Source organism: Streptomyces sp. NRRL S-920 (assembly GCF_000717945.1).
In the GTDB taxonomy this organism is placed as follows: domain Bacteria; phylum Actinomycetota; class Actinomycetes; order Streptomycetales; family Streptomycetaceae; genus Streptomyces; species Streptomyces alboniger.
The window spans coordinates 19,602-39,780 of record NZ_JODF01000018.1 but is presented as its reverse complement, the minus strand read 5'-3'; the positions used below and the strand labels follow the sequence as shown (position 1 = coordinate 39,780).

General features: G+C 70.5%; 18 protein-coding genes and 2 tRNA genes. 10 read left to right on the top strand and 10 right to left on the bottom strand.

Annotation, left to right across the window (positions count from 1 at the left end):
• Positions 1-59 precede the first annotated feature (59 nt).
• Positions 60-136 (bottom strand) — tRNA-Pro (locus IG54_RS0115545).
• Between the two features lie 142 nt (positions 137-278).
• Between IG54_RS0115545 and IG54_RS0115540 the strand changes: the two genes are divergently transcribed.
• Positions 279-349: transfer RNA gene (locus IG54_RS0115540), tRNA-Gly, on the top strand.
• A gap of 85 nt (positions 350-434) precedes the next feature.
• Here IG54_RS0115540 and IG54_RS0115535 read toward each other — a convergent pair.
• Positions 435-629 carry a hypothetical protein gene (locus IG54_RS0115535; protein ID WP_030783273.1) on the bottom strand — a complete coding sequence of 65 codons (195 nt, stop codon included), beginning with the start codon at positions 627-629 and terminating at the stop codon, positions 435-437.
• A gap of 574 nt (positions 630-1,203) precedes the next feature.
• Between IG54_RS0115535 and IG54_RS0115530 the strand changes: the two genes are divergently transcribed.
• Positions 1,204-2,442: an acyltransferase family protein gene (locus tag IG54_RS0115530; RefSeq protein WP_030783269.1), complete on the top strand. Its 1,239-nt coding sequence runs from the start codon at positions 1,204-1,206 to the stop codon at positions 2,440-2,442.
• A 49-nt stretch (positions 2,443-2,491) separates the two neighbouring features.
• Here the strand turns inward: IG54_RS0115530 and IG54_RS0115525 are convergent, their stop codons facing one another.
• Positions 2,492-4,951: an ABC transporter permease gene (locus tag IG54_RS0115525; protein WP_030783266.1), complete on the bottom strand. Its 2,460-nt coding sequence runs from the start codon at positions 4,949-4,951 to the stop codon at positions 2,492-2,494.
• Complete coding sequence (locus tag IG54_RS0115520; protein WP_030783264.1) at positions 4,951-5,778, bottom strand: ABC transporter ATP-binding protein; 828 nt, start codon at positions 5,776-5,778, stop codon at positions 4,951-4,953. Before IG54_RS0115520 ends, IG54_RS0115525 begins: the two co-directional genes overlap by 1 nt.
• A gap of 222 nt (positions 5,779-6,000) precedes the next feature.
• On the opposite strand from IG54_RS0115520, the gene IG54_RS0115515 reads away from it, so the two are divergent.
• Entirely contained in the window at positions 6,001-6,849 is an 849-nt protein-coding gene (locus tag IG54_RS0115515; protein ID WP_030783261.1) for a helix-turn-helix domain-containing protein, read from the top strand.
• Entirely contained in the window at positions 6,809-7,084 is a 276-nt protein-coding gene (locus IG54_RS0115510) for a DUF397 domain-containing protein (protein WP_030783258.1), read from the top strand. The genes IG54_RS0115515 and IG54_RS0115510 overlap by 41 nt, the downstream gene beginning before the upstream one ends.
• Positions 7,085-7,324: 240 nt before the next feature.
• Here IG54_RS0115510 and IG54_RS0115500 read toward each other — a convergent pair whose 3' ends face one another.
• Positions 7,325-8,500, bottom strand: a complete 1,176-nt coding sequence (locus tag IG54_RS0115500) for a PP2C family protein-serine/threonine phosphatase (RefSeq protein WP_030783255.1) — start codon at positions 8,498-8,500, stop codon at positions 7,325-7,327.
• A 107-nt stretch (positions 8,501-8,607) separates the two neighbouring features.
• Between IG54_RS0115500 and IG54_RS0115495 the strand changes: the two genes are divergently transcribed.
• Positions 8,608-9,849, top strand: coding sequence for a GNAT family N-acetyltransferase (locus IG54_RS0115495; protein WP_030783252.1), 1,242 nt, complete (start codon positions 8,608-8,610; stop codon positions 9,847-9,849).
• A 9-nt stretch (positions 9,850-9,858) separates the two neighbouring features.
• On the opposite strand, the gene IG54_RS37970 is transcribed toward IG54_RS0115495, so the two are convergent.
• The 3 genes from IG54_RS37970 to IG54_RS0115480 form a co-directional block, all read right to left on the bottom strand.
• On the bottom strand, positions 9,859-10,104 hold the full coding sequence (locus tag IG54_RS37970; protein WP_037897165.1) for a superinfection immunity protein: 246 nt from the start codon (positions 10,102-10,104) through the stop codon (positions 9,859-9,861).
• Complete coding sequence (locus IG54_RS0115485) at positions 10,104-10,925, bottom strand: Fpg/Nei family DNA glycosylase (RefSeq protein WP_030783250.1); 822 nt, start codon at positions 10,923-10,925, stop codon at positions 10,104-10,106. The genes IG54_RS37970 and IG54_RS0115485 overlap by 1 nt, the downstream gene beginning before the upstream one ends.
• 96 nt (positions 10,926-11,021) lie before the next feature.
• Positions 11,022-11,507: a ribose-5-phosphate isomerase gene (locus IG54_RS0115480; RefSeq protein WP_030783248.1), complete on the bottom strand. Its 486-nt coding sequence runs from the start codon at positions 11,505-11,507 to the stop codon at positions 11,022-11,024.
• Positions 11,508-11,680: 173 nt separating this feature from the next.
• Here IG54_RS0115480 and IG54_RS0115475 point away from each other — a divergent pair, with 173 nt between their 5' ends.
• Positions 11,681-13,135: an amino acid permease gene (locus IG54_RS0115475; RefSeq protein WP_030783246.1), complete on the top strand. Its 1,455-nt coding sequence runs from the start codon at positions 11,681-11,683 to the stop codon at positions 13,133-13,135.
• Positions 13,136-13,261: 126 nt separating this feature from the next.
• Positions 13,262-14,581, top strand: coding sequence for an FAD-binding oxidoreductase (locus IG54_RS0115470; RefSeq protein ID WP_037897200.1), 1,320 nt, complete (start codon positions 13,262-13,264; stop codon positions 14,579-14,581).
• Here IG54_RS0115470 and IG54_RS0115465 read toward each other — a convergent pair.
• Entirely contained in the window at positions 14,578-15,156 is a 579-nt protein-coding gene (locus IG54_RS0115465) for a biotin transporter BioY (RefSeq protein ID WP_030783243.1), read from the bottom strand. The genes IG54_RS0115470 and IG54_RS0115465 overlap by 4 nt on opposite strands.
• 264 nt (positions 15,157-15,420) lie before the next feature.
• Here IG54_RS0115465 and IG54_RS0115460 point away from each other — a divergent pair, with 264 nt between their 5' ends.
• The 3 genes from IG54_RS0115460 (at position 15,421) to IG54_RS0115450 (ending at position 19,313) form a co-directional block, all read left to right on the top strand.
• Complete coding sequence (locus IG54_RS0115460) at positions 15,421-16,809, top strand: amino acid permease (protein WP_030783241.1); 1,389 nt, start codon at positions 15,421-15,423, stop codon at positions 16,807-16,809.
• 214 nt (positions 16,810-17,023) lie between these two features.
• Complete coding sequence (locus IG54_RS0115455) at positions 17,024-18,472, top strand: amino acid permease (RefSeq protein ID WP_030783239.1); 1,449 nt, start codon at positions 17,024-17,026, stop codon at positions 18,470-18,472.
• 190 nt (positions 18,473-18,662) lie between these two features.
• A complete protein-coding gene (locus IG54_RS0115450; protein ID WP_030783236.1) occupies positions 18,663-19,313 on the top strand; it encodes a superoxide dismutase in 651 nt (216 codons plus the stop codon).
• 166 nt (positions 19,314-19,479) lie between these two features.
• On the opposite strand, the gene IG54_RS0115445 is transcribed toward IG54_RS0115450, so the two are convergent.
• Positions 19,480-20,121, bottom strand: a complete 642-nt coding sequence (locus tag IG54_RS0115445; RefSeq protein WP_030783234.1) for a DsbA family protein — start codon at positions 20,119-20,121, stop codon at positions 19,480-19,482.
• Between the last annotated feature and the right edge of the window lie 58 nt (positions 20,122-20,179).

The window sequence follows — 20,179 nt, the reverse complement described above, 5'->3', positions numbered from 1 at the left end:
TGCATAGTAACGGCAAGCGGCAGCCGAGCCACAATGCGATCTTGTGAGGGAGATCCTGCTGGTCGGGGTGGCGGGATTTGAACCCACGGCCTTCCGCTCCCAAAGCGGACGCGCTACCAAGCTGCGCCACACCCCGTCGGTGCGACACGTAGGGTACATGCCCCCAGGCCGTATGACCCCCGGTCGAGCGTGGTTGCGAGAAGGGGGGTGTGCGGCGGACGCCGTCGACCCGCTACGATGCCTGTCGTAGCCGCGGCCCGAGGGCCCCGGTGCACCGTGCGGGCGTAGCTCAATGGTAGAGCCCTAGTCTTCCAAACTAGCTACGCGGGTTCGATTCCCGTCGCCCGCTCTCGTCAGTCCGCCGGCCCGGTCCGCTGAATCCAGCGACCGGGCCGTCGGCGTTCCCGCCCGGCCCGGTCAGAAGCTGACCGAGATCAGAAGCTGATCGAGTTGATCGTCTCAGCGAGCTGGTTCAGGAATCTGTTTATGGAGGGCGCCATGCCCGTCGAGGCCAGGAAGAAGCCGAAGAGCACCGCGACTATCGCGGGCCCCGCCTTGAGCGATCCCCCACGGATCAGCACTACGAGGATGATCGCCAACAGCAGCACCACTGACAGCGAAATGGCCACACTGATCACACCTTAGGTCGGTCGCTCTCCCGGCCCGGGGGGTACGACCCCGCACACCCCCGCCACCGACCATCGTGCCACCAACCCGCCCGCTGTATGCGGCCGCTGACACATAGTCGGCCAACCCGCGCGGACCCGGCCTGCGGGGCACGGCAATTCGACCACCCCCGGGCAACGGGAATTCAACGTGACCGTTGCCATCGCCACACACGGTGTTCGCAGGAAATTCGAATTGTCGCGGAGGGCACATCGAGGGCTCCCCGCCGACCGACCAAACGGACATTCCGGCGGAGTCGCCTGCGGGCGTTATGCACCATTTAAGCCGGATGAATTGTGACGTATGGGACGCCATACAGTCACATCTCTTTGTCTACTGAAGAGATTCGCGGGTACGTGGGCCCGATAAGCGGTAAACGCCTCAGGGATTGACAGGGATTGAGTTGACGAAATCGGCGAGGGTTTTACGAAGACAGCGCCGCGACGCTAGGGTGCGTCAGATGTTCCACGCTGCCACCACCCCCGTAGGCGCAGTGCGGTCCCGGATCGTCTCACCGAGTTCTTGGTGGGAGGGCCTGTGACCAACTCGGTGCACCCGCACGGACGCCACCGGGCGCCGCTCCCCCCGGCCCAGGTGCCGGCGGCCGGACCCCCGCCCCCACGCACCCCCTATCCGACCCCGCAGGCCGCCACCGCTCCCCCCGCCCCGACCGGCCATCGCGCCGCCCCGACCGGCCACCGCGCCGCCGCCCGTGCGGCCGCCCGCTCGGGGAAGCCCGCCAAGCAGCGCGACGCGTTCTTCGACAACGCCAAGTACCTGGCGATCGTCCTCGTGGCGATGGCCCACGCGTGGGAACCCCTGACGGATCACAGCCGCGCCGCCGAGGCGCTGTACATGACCGTCTACACCTTCCACATGCCGGCGTTCATCCTGATCTCCGGCTACTTCTCGCGCAGCTTCGACATGCGGCCCGACCGCCTGCGGCGCCTGGTGACCGGTGTCGCCGTGCCGTACGTGATCTTCGAGGTCGCGTACACCCTCTTCAAGCGCTGGGCGGACGACGACCCGTCCCAGCCGATCAGCCTGCTCGATCCCTGGTACCTCACCTGGTTCCTGGTCGCGCTCTTCGTGTGGCGGCTCACCGTGCCGCTCTGGAAGATCGTGCGCTGGCCGCTGCCGCTGGCCCTGGCCATCGCCATGCTCGCCGTGATCTCCCCGGACATCGGTGACGACCTCGACCTCCAGCGCGTCCTCCAGTTCCTGCCGTTCTTCGTACTCGGCCTCTTCATGAAGCCCGAGCACTTCCAGCTGGTGCGCCGCCGCGAGGTGCGGATCCTGTCCGTGCCGGTCTTCGCCGCCGCGGTGCTGCTCGCCTACTGGGCCGCGCCCCGTATGACGTCCGTGTGGTTCTACCGCCGGGACAGCGCCCAGGAGCTGGGCGTGCCGTGGTGGGTCGGCATCGTGATGACGCTGGCGCTCTTCGGCTGTTCCGTGGTGCTCACCGCGTGCTTCTTCGCGTGGGTGCCGCGCCGCAAGATGTGGTTCACGATCCTCGGCGCGGGCACGCTGTACGGCTATCTGCTGCACGGCTTCCTCGCCAAGGGCTCCCGGTTCTGGGGCTGGTTCGAGGAGTACGAGTGGCTGCACAAGCCGCTCGGCGAGATCTTCGTGACGGTGGTGGCGGGGACCGTGGTCACGCTGCTGTGCACGCCTCCCGTGCAGCGGATGTTCCGCTTCGCGATGGAGCCCAGGATGGAGTGGGCCTTCAAGCGGGACGCGGCGGAGCTGGCCCGGGAACGGACCAGGTCCGCCTGAGGAAGCAGGCTCAGAACGCCCGACGGTGTGCTTCACCGTCGGGCGTTCGTCATGCCGTGGACTTCAGGGCCCGCCGTGCCGGGATCGTCGTCGCGGCCAGGCCGAGGAGCAGGATCGCGGCCACGAAGGAGCCGTAGACCAGCGGGGGGATGTACGGGGATTCGCCGGTCAGGCCGTTCATCATCGGGACGAGGGTGGCGAGGGCGATCGCCGAGCCGATGACGATGCCCGCGACGGCGACGATCAGGGCCTCCCAGCGGATCATCCGCAGCACCTGGCGGCGCGTGGAGCCGATCAGGCGCAGGGTGCCCAGTTCGCGGCGGCGGTCGAGGACCGTCATCACCAGGGTGTTGACGGCGGCGACGGCCGCGAAGCCGCCGAGGACGGCCGCCATCGTGGTGTTGGCCCAGGCGTTCAGCTCCCGGTCCAGGGACTGGGCGGTGGCGTAGCCGTCGCGGTCCTTGAGGGTGCCGAGGCCCGAGAGGTCCCGCGCCGAGCCGCCCCTGGCCCACAGTTCGGTGCTGAAGGCCGAGGTGACGTGCTGCTTCAGGTCGGCGGCGGGCAGGGTCACCTGGGAGAGGCCGAGGCCCCTGCCGTACGTCGCCACGATCCTCGGCGATGCCTTGGTGCCGTCGGGCAGGTGGAGGGCGAGGCGGTCGCCGGTTTGGACGTGGGCGGAGCGGGCGAGCGCGGCGTCCACGGCGATCTCGCCCCTGCGGAGCGTGAGGGTGCCCGTCTTGACCGAGAGGTCCTGGACCTTGGCGAGGTCGGCGGCGGTGCCGGTGATGCCCTGCGTCGACGCCGACTGGAGCCAGCGGTCGCCGCCCGAGCCGACGGGGACGAGCACGGACGTCTTGAGGAGGCCGACGGCGGAGGTGACCCCGTCGGTGCCCCGCGCCTCGGCGAGCGCGCCCGGGGCGAGCCCGGTGTCGGAGGTGACGATGTGGTCGGCGGTGATGCCCTCGCGCTGCTGGTCGGCGGCGACCCGGTCCTCGCTGGTGTGCATGAAGACCAGGACGGAGGAGAACGCCATGGCGAGCACGATCGGGGTGATCGCGGAGGCCAGCCGGCGGGCGTTCGTACGGGAGTTGGCGGCGGCGAGGAAGCCGGACGCGTCGGCGCCGCGCAGCGGGAGGCCGAACAGGGAGGCGCAGGCGCGGGCCACGAGCGGGCCGAGCAGGGCCACGGCGAGCATGAAGAGCATGACGACGCCGAGTGCCGCGTTCGCCGCGTCGTCGCCGCTGGTGCTCGCGGCGATCCCGGAGAGGGCCGCGCCGCCGACCGCGGCGGCGACGCCGAGCGGCGTACGGATCCAGCCGAGCCGCACCCGCTCCACGGAGGCCTCGCTCAGCGCCTGGCCGGGCTTGATGCGGGAGGGGCGGCGGGCGGCCATGAATCCGGCGCCGAGCGCGGTCAGGACGGCGACGCCGACGGCGGCGGCGAGCGGGAGGGGCGAGAGGGACAGGTCGACGGCCTCCGGGATCGCGCCCTTCTCCTTGAGCTGCCCGAACCACCAGGTGGCCAGGGCGATTCCGGGGAGCACGCCGACCGCTCCCGCGAGGGGCGCGACGAGCAGGGTCTCGGTGGCGATGGTGCGGCGGATCTGCCGCGGGGTGGTGCCGATGGCGCGCAGCAGCGCGTACTCGCGGGCGCGCTGGCCGACGGAGAGCGCGACGGTTCCCGCGGCGGTGAACACGGCGGTGAGGGCGGCGATGCCGCCGAAGGAGCCGCCGAGCGCGGTCAGCATCTCCTTGGCGTAGGCGAGCGCGGAGCTTTCGGCGGCGCCCCGGTCGTCGCCGGTGTGGACCTCGGCCTTGCCGCCGATGGCCTGCGCCACCTGGGACTTGAGGGTGGCGTCCGATACGCCCGCCTTGGGCAGGACGGCGACGGCGTCGATCCGCCCCGGGTGCCCGGAGAGGCGTACGGCTTCGGAGTCGGCGAACCAGGCGGTGGCCGGGCCGCCTTGAGCGGCCCGCACCGTGCCCGACACGCGGAAGTCGCGCGGGCCGTCCGCCGTGGTGAGCGTGACGCGGTCGCCGACGGCGGCGCCGGGCGTGGCGAGGGCCACCTCGCCGGGGTGCGGGGCGCGGCCCGCGCCGAGCTTCTCGCCGGTGAAGGCGGTGGAGCCCCAGCCGTGCGCGGTGACGTCCTTGCCGCCGGACCGGACGGGGAAGGTGACGTCGGCGACGGCGGCGCGGGCGCCGGGTGCCGAGGCGGCCTTGGCGACCAGGGACGCGTCGAGCCGGGCGCGGTCGGGCAGCGGGGTGGAGGACTCGGAGCGGGACTCGCCGCTGCCGGTGACGAAGTGGACCTCCTGGTCGGCGGCGGCCACGACCGGCGCGCCCGCGTAACGCGTGGGCGGCACGGAGGCGCGCAGGCCGGTCTCCAGGAGGATCCCGCAGGCGGCCACGATCAGCGAGGCCATCATCAGCGCGACGAAGGTCCCGGCGAACGCGGCGGGTTTGAAGCGGATCGCGGCGCGGGCCAGGCCGTTGGGCACGAACGCCATCACGCGGCCACGCGCGCGTAGGCCGGAGCCGTCAGCGCGGTCATGCGGGCCGCGATCTGCGCGGCGGAGGCGTGCTCAAGGCGGTCGACGATCGAGCCGTCGGCGAGGAAGAGCACGCGGTCGGCGTAGGCGGCGGCGGACGGGTCGTGGGTGACCATGACGACGGTGGCGCCCATCATGTCCACGGCCGAGCGCAGCAGGCCGAGGATCTCGGTGGCGGTGGTGGTGTCCAGGGCGCCGGTCGGCTCGTCGGCGAAGATCACGTCGGGCTCGGTGATCAGGGCGCGGGCGATGGCGACGCGCTGCTGCTGGCCGCCGGACAGCTCGCCGGGGCGGCGGCCTCCCTTGTCGCCGAGGCCGACGCGGGCCAGCATCTCGGCGGCCTTGCGGCGGTCGGGGCGGCGGCCCGCGAGCCGCATGGGCAGTACGACGTTCTGCTCGACGGTCAGCGAGGGCAGCAGGTTGAACGCCTGGAAGACGAAGCCGAGGCGGGTGCGGCGCAGGGCGGTGAGCTTGTTCTCGCTCATGCCGGTGATCTCGGTACCGCCGAGGTGCACGGTGCCCGAGCTGGCCCGGTCGAGGCCCGCCGCGCACTGGAGGAACGTGGACTTGCCGGATCCGGAGGGCCCCATGACGGCGGTGAAGCTGCCGCGCGGCAGGGCGAGGTCGATGCCCGCAAGCGCGTGCACGGACCCGGCGCCACGCCCGTACTGGCGGCGGACACCGCGCAGTTCGACGGCCCAGTCGCCGATCCGGGCGCTCGGCACCGAGGGCGTCACGACCGCTCCCGCGCGCTCTTCGGTCCGGTTCTTCCGTCGCAGCCCCATGGCTGTGCCGCCTTCCGTTCGTACGTTCGTGCACCGCTGGTCGATGTCTCGAACCTACGGATCAAGGGGCGGTACGGACCATGAGGACGGCTGGCGAACCGGGGGTAGGGCTACCCCCCCTTTCCGTAGCGGGGATTGAGGCATTCGCCGGACCGGATGGCGACAGTGCGCTTACGCTTGAACACTGTCCGAAATCACCTCTCCGTGACGCTGGGGGATGGCATGACTCAGCCCCGCGCGCTCGACGCGAGCGCCTCACCACTCGACTACTACGGCGCCGAATTACGCCGCCTGAGAGAAGCCGCCGGGCTGAGCCAGGCGCAGTTGGGCGACTGCATCTTCTGTACGGGGTCCCTGGTGGGCCAGATCGAGACAACGAAGCGGGTGCCCACGCGGGAGTTCTCCGAGCGGGTGGACGCGGCGTTGGGGACGGGGGGTCAGCTGTCACGCCTCGTCGGCCTCGTCCTGCGCAGCCAGTTGCCCAGCTGGTTCCAGGCGTACGCGGAAATGGAGGCACGGGCCGCGTATATCTCCACCTTTCAGGCACAGTTGGTGTACGGGCTTCTCCAGACGGAGTCGTATGCGCGGTCCGTGCTCGGCGTCATGACGGATGACAACCTGGACGCGCGGACGGCGGCCCGCATGGAGCGCCAACGCCTCCTCCAGCGGGAAAACCCGCCGCTGCTCTGGGTGGTGCTCAGCGAAGCCGTCCTGCACCAGGAGATCGGCGGCCGCGCCGTCATGCGGGAGCAACTGGCCCACCTGTTGAAGTTCCAGGGCAGCCAGTGGGTGAACCTCCAGATCTTGCCGTTCACGGCAGGTCAACACGCGGGGCTGCCCGGCACGTTCAACACCCTCCGCTTCGAGAGCGACCCCGACCTCATCTACACCGAGGACTTCGTACAGGGGCACATGACGGCTCATCCCGAGAAGGTCAAGGAAAGCTCTCTTCGTTACGCTCGCTTGCAGGCATCCGCCCTCTCCGTGGAGGATTCGGCGGCACTGATCGCGCGCGTGATGGAGGAACGGTATGGGGATCAACCAGCGGCTGGCGGGCGCGACATGGCGTAAGTCGAGCTACAGCAGTGATACCGGGGGCGACTGCGTCGAGTGCGCGCCGCTCGGCGCCGCCGCCTGGCACAAGTCGTCGTACAGCGGCGACACCGGCGGCGCGTGCGTCGAGGTCGCCGACCTCACCGCCCACGTCGCCATACGCGACTCCAAGAACCCCGAGGGCCCGGCCTTCAGCGTCGCGCCCGGCGCCTTCGCGGCGTTCGTCTCGGCGGCGGCGGAAGGCAGCGTATGAGCCGGGCGTGGCGGACCACTGTTTCCTTCGGGTAGAGTGGATCTTGAGCCGGTCGCCGCTTCTCGCGGTATCCGGAGACGCGTCGGTGGTCCAAGGAAAGACGCCCCGCTTCCTGCGGGGAAATGCAGGTGCAAGGCCTGCCCGGCGCTCCATCAAGGCCCGTACACGTTCAGCGTGTACGGGCCTTTTCGTTGTCCAGCGGCGGCGTCCAGTGGCGGCCGGTCGGCCAGTTGGTACGGCTCACGCCTCCCGGCAGATCAGCAGCAGCGCCCTGTCGTCGTTCACGTCCTTCGCGACGGCCTCGATGAGGTGCCAGGCCGCGCCGTGGAAGCCGCCCGCGACATAGCGGTCGGCCTCCCCGGTGAGGCGGTCGATGCCCTCGGCGATGTCACGGTCCGAGGTCTCCACCAGACCGTCGGTGAAGAGCATCAGGACGTCGCCGGGGCGCAGCAGGCCCTTGACGGGGTCGAACTGGGCGCCGTCGTACACCCCGAGGAGCGGGCCCTGGCCCGTCTTCTCCTCCCAGCGGCCGCTGCCCGCGCTGAGCTGGAGGCCCGGCGGGTGGCCGGCCGAGAAGAGTTCGTAGTCGCCGGTCTCCAGGTCCAGGACCAGGTGGATGGAGGTCGCGAAGCCCTCGTCCCAGTCCTGGCGGAGCAGATAGCCGTTGGCGGCCGGCAGGAAGGAGTGCGGGGGCAGCGAACCGAGGAGGCCGCCGAAGGCGCCGGACAGGAGCAGGGCGCGTGAGCCCGCGTCCATGCCCTTGCCGGACACGTCGGTGAGAACGACCTCCAGGGTGCGCCCGCCGTTCGTACGGGCCGCGACGACGAAGTCACCGGAGAAGGACTGCCCGCCCGCCGGGCGCAGCGCCATCTCGCGGTGCCAGCCGCGCGGCAGCTTCGGCAGCTTGCTCTGGACGCGGATCCGCTCGCGCAGGTCGAAGAGCATCGTGCCGCCGCCGCGCCAGGGCACACCGACCCGGCTGCGGAACTGGGCGATGACCAGCCCGAAGAAGCCGCAGGCCGCCACCACGAGGACCACGCCCGGCGTGACGCGCGAGGGCCCCTCGGCGTACGGGCCGAGCTGCACGGACTCCACGATCAGCGCCACCGCGGACGCCGCGTACAGGCCGAGGAGGCTGGCGGGGCGCAGCAGCAGTCCGCCCGCGACGATGGGCAGGACGAGGGCGGCGGGCGCGCACCACACGTTGTTGACGATCGTGCCGCAGGTGAGCAGCGGGACAGTGACGAGCAGACCGGCCAGGGCGACCCAGTCGGAGCCGTCGCCGCGGAAGTAGTCGACCCCTGATTTGCGCAGCACGTTGCGGGCCCGGTGCAGCCGCTTCTTCATCCGGGCCGTGAACGTGTCGGCTTCCGCCCGCCGCACGCGGCGCTCGCGCCGTGCTTCTCGTACTGCCATCGCTCGTGGACCTTATCCACCGGGCCGCTCACTTCGCACGGGAGGTCCCTCTTGTTCCCCCGGAAATCCCCTCGCACCGGGCCGTATCGGCCTGGTACCCATGGCATATGACTACAGACTTACGGGTGCTCACCGAGGCCGACTGGGAGACGTGGTACGCGACGCTGGAGCTGGCCTTCGGCGGTGTCGCCGAGTCGCCCGAGGAGCGGGAGCTGTGGCGCGCGCTCACCGAGCCCGACCGGTCGATCGGCGTGTGGGACGGCGACGCGTGCGTGGGCACGGCCGGGGCGTTCTCCTTCCGCCTCGCGGTGCCGGGCGGCGCCCTGGTGGACGCGGCGGGCGTGACGATGGTGGGCGTGGCGGCCACGCACCGGCGGCGCGGCATCCTGACGTCGATGATGCGGCGGCAGTTGGACGACGTACGCGCGCGGGGCGAGTGCCTGGCCGTGCTGACCGCCTCCGAGCCGGTCATCTACGGCCGGTTCGGGTACGGCGCGGCCACCTCGCAGCTGAAGGCGACCATCGACACGAGCCGGGTGAGCCTGACCGTCCCGGCCGGTACGGATGACGTACGGCTGCGGTACGCGAAGCCGGCCGAGGTCCACGACGCGTGCGAGAAGCTGTACGCGCGCCAGGTCACCGGGCGCCCCGGCATGCTGGCCCGGCAGCCCGGCTGGGAGCGGCTCGGGCTGCTGGACCCGCCGGGCGAGCGGGGCGGCGCGTCACCTCTCCAGTGCGTGGTCGCCGAGCGGCACGGTGAGCGGGGCGTGGAGCTTGTCGGGTACGCGCGGTTCGCCGTGAAGCCCGAGTGGGAGTGGAAGGGGCCCAAGGGCGCGGTCCGCCTGCGTGACCTGGAGGCGCTGGACCCGGCGGCGTACGCGGCGCTGTGGCGGTTCCTCTTCGACATCGACCTGACGTCGACGGTCGTCGCCCGCAACCGCCCGGTGGACGATCCGCTGGTCCAGCTCGTCTCGGACGTCCGGCGGTGCGAGATCACGGTCGTGGACTCGCTGTACGTACGCCTCGTCGACGTGGGCGCGGCACTGGAGGCACGTACGTATCAGGCGCCCCTGGACGTGGTGTTCGAGGTCGAGGACGCCTTCTGCCCCTGGAACGCGGGGCGCTGGCGGCTCACCGGCGACGCCAAGGGCGCCTCGTGCGAGCGCACGCGGGACCCGGCCGACCTCGCCCTTTCGGTACGGGAGCTGGGCGCCGCGTATCTCGGCGGCGTGTCCCTGTCGTCGCTCGCGGGCGCGGGGCGGGTGCGGGAGCTGCGGCGGGGCGCGCTGGCCGAGGCCTCGGTGGCCTTCACGTCGGACGCGGCGCCTTGGCTGCCGCATGGGTTCTAGCCGGGGGCCTCAGGCGGCGGGCTGGGCTGCCGGGGCCTGCTCCGGGGGCTGTTCCGCGGTCTTGACCTTGCGGGTGGCGAGGTAGAGGGCGATCAGCCAGAAGATGATCGATCCGCCGAGGAAGACGTTGATGGCGAGGATCATCCAGCGGCGCTCGACACCGCGGTTGAAGGCGACGAGCGACGGCAGCAGGTAGATCGCGCCGATGGCGACCGACACCACGATGGCGACCAGCGCGCCGATGTCACCGAACATCACTTACTCCCCGAGGGTCGCTGGCAGCCGGGGCACCAGAAGAGATTGCGGGCGGCGAGACCGGCCGTGCGGATCTCGCCGCCACAGATATGGCAGGGCATGTTCGCCCTGCGGTACACGTATACCTCGCCGCCGTGGTCGTCCACACGCGGCGGGCGGCCCATCGCCTCCGGGGTGTGCTCGGGCCGGACGGTGTCGATGCGGTTGAGGCGCACGCCCTCGCGCATCAGTGCGACGAGATCCGCCCAGATCGCGCTCCACTGGGCCTCGGTGAGGTCCTTGCCCTGGAGGTAGGGGTCGATGCCGTGCCGGAAGAGGACCTCGGCGCGGTACACATTGCCGACCCCGGAGACGATCTTCTGGTCCATCAGCAGCGCGGCGACGGTGGTGCGGCTGCGGGAGATCCTGCGATACGCCTTGCCCGGGTCGTCCCCCGCCCTGAGGGGGTCGGGGCCCAGACGCTCGTGTATCGCCCGCTTCTCGTCGTCCGTGATGAGCGCGCAGGTGGTCGGGCCGCGCAGGTCGGAGTAGTACGCGTCGTTCAGCAGGCGCAGGCGGACGGTGTCGGTGGGCGGCGGGGCGGGGCTCTCGCCGAGGGCGTACTTGCCGAAGAGGCCGAGGTGGATGTGGACCCAGTCGCCTCCCCCGAACCCCAGGAAGAGGTGCTTGCCGTGGGCCTCGGCGGTTTCCATCACCCGGCCGTCGACCAGCGCGGCGCTGTCGGAGAACTTGCCTTGGGGACTGGTCGCCCGGACTGGACGGTCCTGGAACCGGTTCCGATGCTCGTGCGCTAGGCGGTGGATGGTGTGCCCCTCCGGCACGGGGTCCCTCCGGGGGTTGAGCGGAAATCGCCTCAAGGGCTCGTCCTCAAACGCCGGACGGGCTGACATGGCAGCGCCGCCCGGCGAAGGGTGACGCTACTGCTGGGGGTGCCCCGCCGGGATAGGCGGAAGGACGCCCGTCGTCTCGTAGGCCGACAGCATGTCGATGCGGCGAGTGTGACGCTCCTCACCCGAGTACGCCGTACCCAGGAAGATCTCGACGAACTTCGTCGCCTCCTCCTGCGTGTGCATCCGCCCGCCGATCGAGATGACGTTCGCGTCATTGTGCTCGCGCCCGAGCGCAGCGGTCTGCTCGCTCCAGGCCAGCGCCGCGCGGACGCCCTTGACCTTGTTCGCGGCGATCTGCTCGCCGTTGCCCGAGCCGCCGATGACGATGCCGAGGGCGTCGGGGTCCGCGGCCGTCCTCTCCGCGGCGCGCAGGCAGAACGGCGGGTAGTCGTCCTGGGCGTCATAGATGTGGGGCCCGCAGTCGACGGGCTCGTGGCCGTGGCTCTTGAGCCATTCGACCAGGTGGTTCTTGAGTTCGTAGCCGGCATGATCCGAGCCGAGGTACACGCGCATGCGTCCGAGTGTGGCACGCCGCACGGCGGGCGGCGGCGACCGGGGCCGGGCCATCGGGACCAAGGTCCAGGCCAAAGGGCCGGAAAGCAACGATCCGGATTCAGGACTTCCGTCCCGATCGCTCCTGAGTTTGAATGCGAGGGCTCGTGACCCGAGAACTTAAGGATTCGTCCATGACCTCGCAACCCTCCCTTGCGAAGGCAGACAGCAACCCCTCATCCCCTGGGGAACCGCAGTCTGGCGGCACTGGTGACACCGGCGACGGCCTGAAAGCGGGTCTCAAGAACCGCCACCTCTCCATGATCGCGATCGGCGGTGTGATCGGCGCCGGTCTCTTCGTCGGCTCCAGTTCCGGCATCGCCGCCGCAGGACCCGCGATCCTCATCTCGTACGCCCTCGTCGGCACGATGGTCGTCCTCGTGATGCGGATGCTCGGCGAGATGGCCGCCGCCCGGCCCACCTCCGGCTCCTTCTCCACCTACGCCGACCAGGCACTCGGCCGCTGGGCCGGCTTCTCCATCGGCTGGCTCTACTGGTTCTTCTGGGTCGTCGTGCTCGCGGTGGAGGCCACCGCCGGTGCCGTGATCCTCAACGGCTGGATACCCGCCGTCCCGCAGTGGGGCTGGGCGCTCATCGTGATGGTGGTGCTCACCGCGACGAACCTCGTCTCGGTCGGCTCGTACGGCGAGTTCGAGTTCTGGTTCGCCGGGATCAAGGTCGTCGCGATCGGCGGCTTCGTCGTCATCGGTCTGCTCGCCGTCTTCGGCCTGCTGCCCGGCTCCGACAACCCGGGCGCCGGATTCGCGCACCTCACGGACGCGGGCGGCTTCATGCCCAAGGGCGCGGGCGCCATCCTCACCGGTGTGCTCATGGTCGTCTTCTCCTTCATGGGCAGCGAGATCGTCACGCTGGCCGCCGGTGAGTCCGAGGACCCGCAGCGCGCGGTCACCAAGGCGACGAACAGCGTCATCTGGCGCATCGGCGTCTTCTACCTGGGCTCGATCCTCGTCGTGATCACGCTCCTGCCGTGGAACGACAAGTCGATCACCGAGCACGGCAGCTACGTCGCCGCGCTGAACTCGATCGGCATCCCGCACGCCGGTCAGGTCATGAACGTCATCGTCCTCACGGCCGTGCTCTCCTGCCTCAACTCCGGGCTCTACACCGCCTCCCGCATGGCCTTCTCGCTCGGCCAGCGCGGCGACGCGCCCAAGGCCTTCGCGCGCACCAACGAGCGCGGCGTGCCCCGGGCCGCCATCCTCGGCTCCGTCGTCTTCGGTTTCGTCGCCGTCTGGTTCAACTACCAGTGGAAGGACACCGTCTTCGACTTCCTGCTCAACTCGTCGGGCGCGGTGGCCCTGTTCGTCTGGCTGATGATCTGCTTCACGCAGCTGCGGATGCGCGGCATCATCCTGCGCGAGGAGCCGGAGAAGCTCGTCGTGAAGATGTGGCTCTTCCCGTACCTGACGTGGGTGACGATCGCGATGATCTCGTTCGTCCTCGTCTACATGCTGACCGACGAGACCGGGCGCAAGCAGGTGCTGCTCTCGCTCCTGGCGGCCGCGTTCGTGGTCGTGTTCTCGGTGGTGCGCGAGAAGGTCCGGCCCCGCGAGCAGGTCGGAGCCTGACATTCCGTCCGGGGTCCCGTGATTAGTTGACGGTGGTTGTCAGCTTTTCGCGGGACCCTCTCCGTTGTTCGGACAGACGTACGCGGCTCAGGCGTACGCGGCACAACGGAGGCACCCGTGGATCTCATCGACCAGCGACTCGTGTTCCGGCCCGGCGACGCCGGGTACGAGGACGAACTCGCCGGATTCCAGACCGGTTTCGTAACGCGGCCCGACCTCGTCGTCGGCGCCACGAGCGCCGAGGACGTCGTCGCGGCCGTGTCGTACGCTGCCGGGCAGGGCCTGCCCGTAGGGGTGCAGGCCACCGGGCACGGGCTTCCCGGCGCCTCCGAGGGCGGAGTCCTGATCAGTACGCGGCGCATGGACACCGTCCGGGTCGACGCCGACGCCCGGACCGTCACCGTGGGCGCCGGTGCCCGCTGGGGCCAGGTCGTCGAGGCCGCGGCGCCCCACGGGCTCGCCCCACTGAACGGCTCGGCGCCGGGCGTGGGTGTCGTCTCGTACACGCTGGGCGGCGGCCTGCCCATCCTGGCCAGGGAGTTCGGATACGCGGCCGACCACGTCCGCTCGCTGGACGTCGTCACGGCCGACGGCGCCCCGCGCCATGTCACCGCCGACAGCGCCCCCGAGCTGTTCTGGGGCCTGCTCGGCGGCGGCGCGAACCTCGGCGTGGTCACGGAGCTGGAGATCGGCCTGGTGCCGGTGGCGAGGCTCTACGGCGGGTCCCTCGCGTTCGACGGGCGTACGACGCCGCCGGACGCCCTGCTGCGCGGCTACGAGGAGTGGACGCGGACCCTGCCCGATGAGCTGACCTCCTCGCTGGCGGCGGTGGTCTACCCCGACATCCCCCAGCTCCCGCCGCACCTGCGGGGCCGCTACCTCGTCTCGGTGCGCGTCGCGTTCACGGGAGCGGCGGCCGAGGGCGAGCGGCTCGTGGCGCCGCTGCGCGCGCTCGGGCCCGCCGTGTCGGACACGCTGCGGGAGATGCCGTACACCGAGAGCCCCACCATTCACAGCGACCCGGACTTCCCGCACGCGTACTACGGGGACAGTGTGCTGCTGAGCGGCCTCGACGCCGCCGCGGCCGGTGAACTGCTCGCGCTGACCGGGCCGGACGCCGATGCCATGCACGTCGTCCAGATCAACCACCTGGGCGGGGCGCTCGCGCGGCCCGCGCCGAACGCGGTGCCCTTCCGCGAGGCCGGCTGGCTCGTGCGGATCCTCTCCCCGCTGGACGGCACGGACATCGAGGCGGCGCGGAAACTGCACGCGCGGGCGTTCGGGTGCGTGGCGGGGCAGAGGCTCGGGCGGTCCCTCAACTTCGCGTTCGGCGGTGCCGACCGCCCCCAGGGGCTGTACGACGCGCAAACGCGGAAGAGGCTCGCCGAGTTGAAGGCCACGTACGACCCGGCGAACCTCTTCAGGCGGAACTACAGCGTCATTTAGCGGTCGAGCAGCTTCCAGGCCGTGGGCAGCGCGCCCATCGCGAGGGCGGCCTTCAGGGCGTCGCCGATCAGGAAGGGCGTGAGCCCGGCGGCGACGGCCTGGGTCAGCGACATGCCGGTCGCGGCGGCGAGGTAGGGGACACCGACCGCGTAGATGATCGCGGAGCCGAGCACCATCGTGCCCGCCATGCGCGCCACGGAACGGTCGGCGCCGCGGCGGGCGAGGGCGCCCACGACCGTGGCGGCGAGCAGCATGCCGAGGATGTAGCCGAGGGTGGGGAGCGCGGCGCCCGACGTCGCCTGCGCGAACCACGGCATGCCGGCCATACCGACCACGGCGTACAGCGCGAGGGAGAGGAAGCCGCGACGGGCGCCGAGCGAGGTGCCGACGAGCAGCGCGGCGAAGGTCTGCCCGGTCACCGGAACGGGCGAGCCCGGCACGGGCACCGCGATCTGGGCGGCGATCCCGGTGAGCGCGGCGCCACCGAGCACGAGGGCCGCGTCCTTCACGCGGGACGCGGGCAGCAGGTCGGCGAGGACCTGGCCGGGGCGGGTGGTGGCAGCGGCGATGCTCATCGGGACTCCGCGAGGACGTGGGGAGGTTGGGACGCGACGACGCTATCCCAGGCGGGAGCGCCCCCACAGCGGCTCCGGGCGACAACCCGGGGGCGGGGCCTTGGTGGGCTCCGTACAAAGAGCGCCGCGTACACCCCGTACGGCGTGACGCTCGTCACGGAGGTCGGCGGGTGGGTGCCCCGTTTTGCGCGGAGGGCTGCCGCCCGGGGAGACTGTGGGGTCCCACCAAAGTCTTCTGTGAACCTGAGAGCAGCGCTGAGCACCATGCACGACGCACCCCCCGATGAATCGGCACCCGGCACCGGGGAACCGCTCGGCGGCGGGCTCAAGCAGCGGCACCTCACCATGCTCGGGCTCGGCGGGGTCATCGGGGCCGGGCTCTTCGTGGGGTCGGGGGCGGGGATCGCGGTCGCGGGGCCCGGGATCGTCGTCTCGTATCTGATCGCGGGCGCGCTGGCGATGTGCGTGATGCGGATGCTGGGCGAGATGTCGGCGGCGATGCCCGCGTCGGGGTCGTTCTCCGTGCACGCGGAGCGGGCGCTCGGCCGCTGGGCCGGGTTCAGCGTCGGCTGGCTCTACTGGTTCCTGCTGGTGGTCGTGCTCGCCGTGGAGGCGACCGGCGCCGCGCAGATCGCGAACGGCTGGGCGCCCGCGGTCCCGCAGTGGGCCTGGGTGCTGATCTTCATGCTCGTCTTCACGGGCGCCAACCTCGCGGCGGTGAAGAACTTCGGCGAGTTCGAGTTCTGGTTCGCGGCGCTGAAGATCTTCGCGATCGTGGCGTTCCTGGTGCTCGGGCTGCTGGCGATCTTCGGGGTGCTGCCGGACACCGACCCCACGGGCCTCACCCACCTCACCGGTGACGGCGGTTTCCTGCCCAACGGCTGGGCGGGCGTGATCTCCGGGGTCCTCGCGGTCGTCTTCGCCTTCGGCGGCCTGGAGGTCGTCACGATCGCGGCCGCCGAGTCCGACGACCCGGTCCGCTCGGTCGCCCGCGCGGTGCGCAGCGCCGTCTACCGCATCCTCTTCTTCTACGTCGGCTCGATGCTGGTCATCGTGACCGTGCTGCCGTGGACCGCGCAGCGGGCGGGGGCCAGCCCGTACGTCACGGTGCTCGACTCCATCGGCGTGCCGTCCGCCGGGACGATCATGAACATCGTGGTGTTCGTGGCCCTGCTCTCGGCGCTCAACGCCAATCTCTACGGGTCCTCCCGGATGGTGTTCTCCCTCGCCGAGCGCGGCGAGGCACCGAAGGCGCTCCTGAAGGTGTCCGGCGGCGGGGTGCCGCGCCGCGCGGTCCTCGCCTCGGTCGCGTTCGGCTTCGTATCGGTCGCACTCAATCTGAAGTGGCCCGACTCGGTCTTTCTCTACATGCTCAACTCGGTCGGCGCGGTGCTGCTGTTCGTCTGGGCGCTCATCGCGGTGTCCCAGCTGCGGCTGCGGCGGCGCATCGAGCGCGAGGCCCCGGAGCGGCTGGTGCTGCGGATGTGGGCCTTCCCGTATCTGACCTGGGTGGCGCTGGCCGCGATGGCCGCCGTGCTCGGCCTGATGCTGACCGACGACGGGGCGCGGCCGCAGCTTCTGTGGTCGGCGGGCGCGACGGGGCTCGTGCTGGCGGTGGCGGGGCTGCGGGAGTGGCGCGCGCGGCGTGCGTGAAGTTTCCGTGAACGTGGTGTGTCTCTTTCTTCACGGGGTGTAGGCGTCGTGTCCGTATAGCGGTCAGCCATTCCCTGTCAGCGGTGCCGGACTTCAGACTGTGGGCCCGCTCGACCCCGTTCGAGCCCGCTCGAACTCAGCTCGATCCTCGTTTGTCCCTCTTTGTTTGTCCCCCGCTCGTCTCCCCGTCTCGGCTAGTGAACAGGGCACGCCCATGTCTCGGACGTCCAGCTCCCAGGACGCAGCACCAGCACCTGACCCGGCAGCACCTGATGCGGCACCCAAGGCCGACTCCCCGCTCGTCCACGGCCTCAAGCAGCGGCACCTCTCCATGATCGCCCTCGGCGGCGTGATCGGCGCCGGTCTCTTCGTGGGCTCCGGGGCGGGCATCGCCGCGGCGGGGCCCTCGATCGTCCTCGCCTACGCGATATCCGGCGCGCTCGTCATGCTCGTGATGCGCATGCTGGGCGAGATGTCGGCCGCCAACCCGGCCTCCGGCTCCTTCTCCGTCCACGCCGAGCGGGCCATCGGCCCCTGGGCGGGCTTCACCGCGGGCTGGGGCTTCTGGTTCCTGCTCTGCGTCGCCGTCGGCCTTGAGGGCATCGGCGCCGCGAACATCATGGTGGGCTGGTTCCCCGACAGCCCGCAGTGGGCCTGGGTCGCCCTGTTCATGCTGGTGTTCTGCGGCGCGAACCTGACGGCCGTGAAGAACTTCGGCGAGTTCGAGTTCTGGTTCGCCGCCCTCAAGGTCGGCGCCATCACGCTCTTCCTCGGCATCGGCACCCTCGCCATCCTCGGCATCCTGCCCGGCTCGGACGCCCCGGCCCCCGGCCTCGGCAACCTCACCGGCGACGGCGGCTTCATGCCGAACGGCACGGACGGCCTGATCATCGGCCTCCTCGCCTCGGTCTTCGCGTACGGCGGTCTGGAGACCGTCACCATCGCGGCCGCCGAGTCCGAGAACCCGGTCCACAGCGTCGCCAAGGCCGTGCGCACGGCGATGTGGCGCATCGCCCTCTTCTACGTCGGCTCCATGCTCGTCGTCGTCACCCTGCTTCCCTGGGACAACAAGGAAGTCGTGGCCAAGGGCCCCTACGTCGCCACCCTGGACCACCTCGGCATCCCCGGCGCCGGCCAGATCATGAACGTCATCGTCCTGATCGCCCTGCTCTCCGCGATGAACGCCAACATCTACGGCGCCTCCCGCATGTCGTACTCCCTGATCGAGCGCGGCCAGGGCCCCAAGGTGCTCGGCCGAGTCGACAGCGGCGTGCCGCGCCTGGCCGTCCTCGCCTCCTCGGTCTTCGGCTTCGTCTGCGTACTGCTCAGCTACTGGAGCCCCGACAAGGTCTTCCCCTGGCTGCTCAACATGATCGGCGCGATGATCCTGGTCGTCTGGATCTTCATCGCCGTCTCGCAGCTGATCCTGCGCCGCAGGACGGAACGCGAGGAGCCGCAGAAGCTCGTGGTGAAGATGTGGGCGTACCCCTTCCTCACCTGGGTGGCGCTGGCCGGGATGGCGTACATCTTCTACCTGATGACGGAACAGCCGGACACGCGCAAGCAGCTCCTGGCGACGGGGGCGCTGACGCTGTGCCTCGCGATCATCGGGTTCGTGCGGCAGCGGCTGGCGGAGCGGTCGGTGGCCGCGGTCGCCGAGTAGGACATCGATACGTACGCGAAGGGGCCCGGGGTCGTCATCGACCCCGGGCCCCTTGGCATATCCGGCGTACCCGGCGGTCCTAGGACGAAGGGCTGATCAACTTCCCGGGACTCCTGCTGCTAGCCTGCACTTGCATAGAGGTTGCAATAAGCGCTTGGAACAAGCAGAGCAGCAGTCGGAGGGCTCGGACATGGCCATTTACACGCTTCCAGAACTTCCGTACGACTACGCGGCGCTCGAGCCGGTCATCAACCCCCAGATCATCGAGCTGCACCACGACAAGCACCACGCGGCGTATGTGAAGGGCGCGAACGACACCCTTGAGCAGCTGGAGGAGGCGCGCGACAAGGAGACGTGGGGTGCCATCAACGGCCTGGAGAAGAACCTGGCCTTCCACCTCTCCGGCCACATCCTGCACAGCATCTACTGGCACAACATGAACAGCCCCAAGGACGGTGGCGGCGGTGAGCCGCTGGCTGCCGACGGTGTCGGCGAGCTGGCGGACGCCATCGCCGAGTCCTTCGGCTCCTTCGCCAAGTTCAAGGCCCAGCTGACCAAGGCCTCGGCGACCACGCAGGGTTCGGGCTGGGGCGTGCTCGCCTACGAGCCGCTCAGCGGCCGCCTCATCGTCGAGCAGGTCTACGACCACCAGGGCAACGTCGGCCAGGGCTCCACGCCGATCCTGGTCTTCGACGCCTGGGAGCACGCCTTCTACCTCCAGTACAAGAACCAGAAGGTCGACTTCATCGAGGCCATGTGGCAGGTCGTCAACTGGCAGGACGTCGCCAAGCGTTACGAGGCCGCCAAGCAGCGCGTGAACAGCCTGCTGCTGACCCCGTGAGCCAGGGCTGTCGGCCGCTCCCCCGGTGACAGCCCGTGAACGCCCTGCCTCGTGATCGTCTTCTCAACTTTCGCCGAGGCAGGCGGATGAAGGAAAGGCCCCCGTGAGGACGTGACTCACGGGGGCCTTTCGGTTGCCGTACTGGTGCGTCTGCCGTACCGGTGCGTCAGTCGAAGATCGGGCCCTGCGTACGCGTGCGCTTGATCTCGTAGAAGCCCGGCGTCGACGCGACGAGCAGCGTGCCGTCCCACAGGCGGGCCGCGGCCTCGCCCTTGGGGGCCGGGGTGACGACCGGGCCGAAGAAGGCGACCTGCTCGCCGTCGGCGCCGGGGACGGCGATGACGGGCGTGCCGACTTCCTGGCCGACCTTGTCGATGCCCTCCTTGTGGGAGGCGCGCAGCTCGGTGTCGTAGGCGTCGGAGTCCATGTAGTCCGCGAGGTCGGCGGGCAGCCCGATGTCCTCCAGGGCCCCGACGACAGCCTCGCGGGTGACGCCCTCGCCGCGGTTGTGGATACGGGTGCCGAGCGCGGTGTAGAGCTTGCCGGTGATCTCCTCGCCGTGCTTCTGCTGGGCGGCGATGACGACGCGCACCGGCCCCCAGGCCTCGTTCGCGAGCATCTCGCGGTAGTCCTTCGGAAGCTGGTCGAGCTTGTCCTCGTTCAGCACGGCGAGGCTCATCACGTGCCAGCGGACCTCGACGTCACGGAGCTTCTCCACTTCGAGCATCCAGCGCGACGCCATCCACGCCCAGGGGCACAGCGGGTCGAACCAGAAATCGACCGGGGTCTTGCCGGTGTTCTCGGACATGTCTCTCCCTAGGGGATGTGTTCGGCGCTCGGGGAGGGGAACGTCGGGGGTCGGCCAG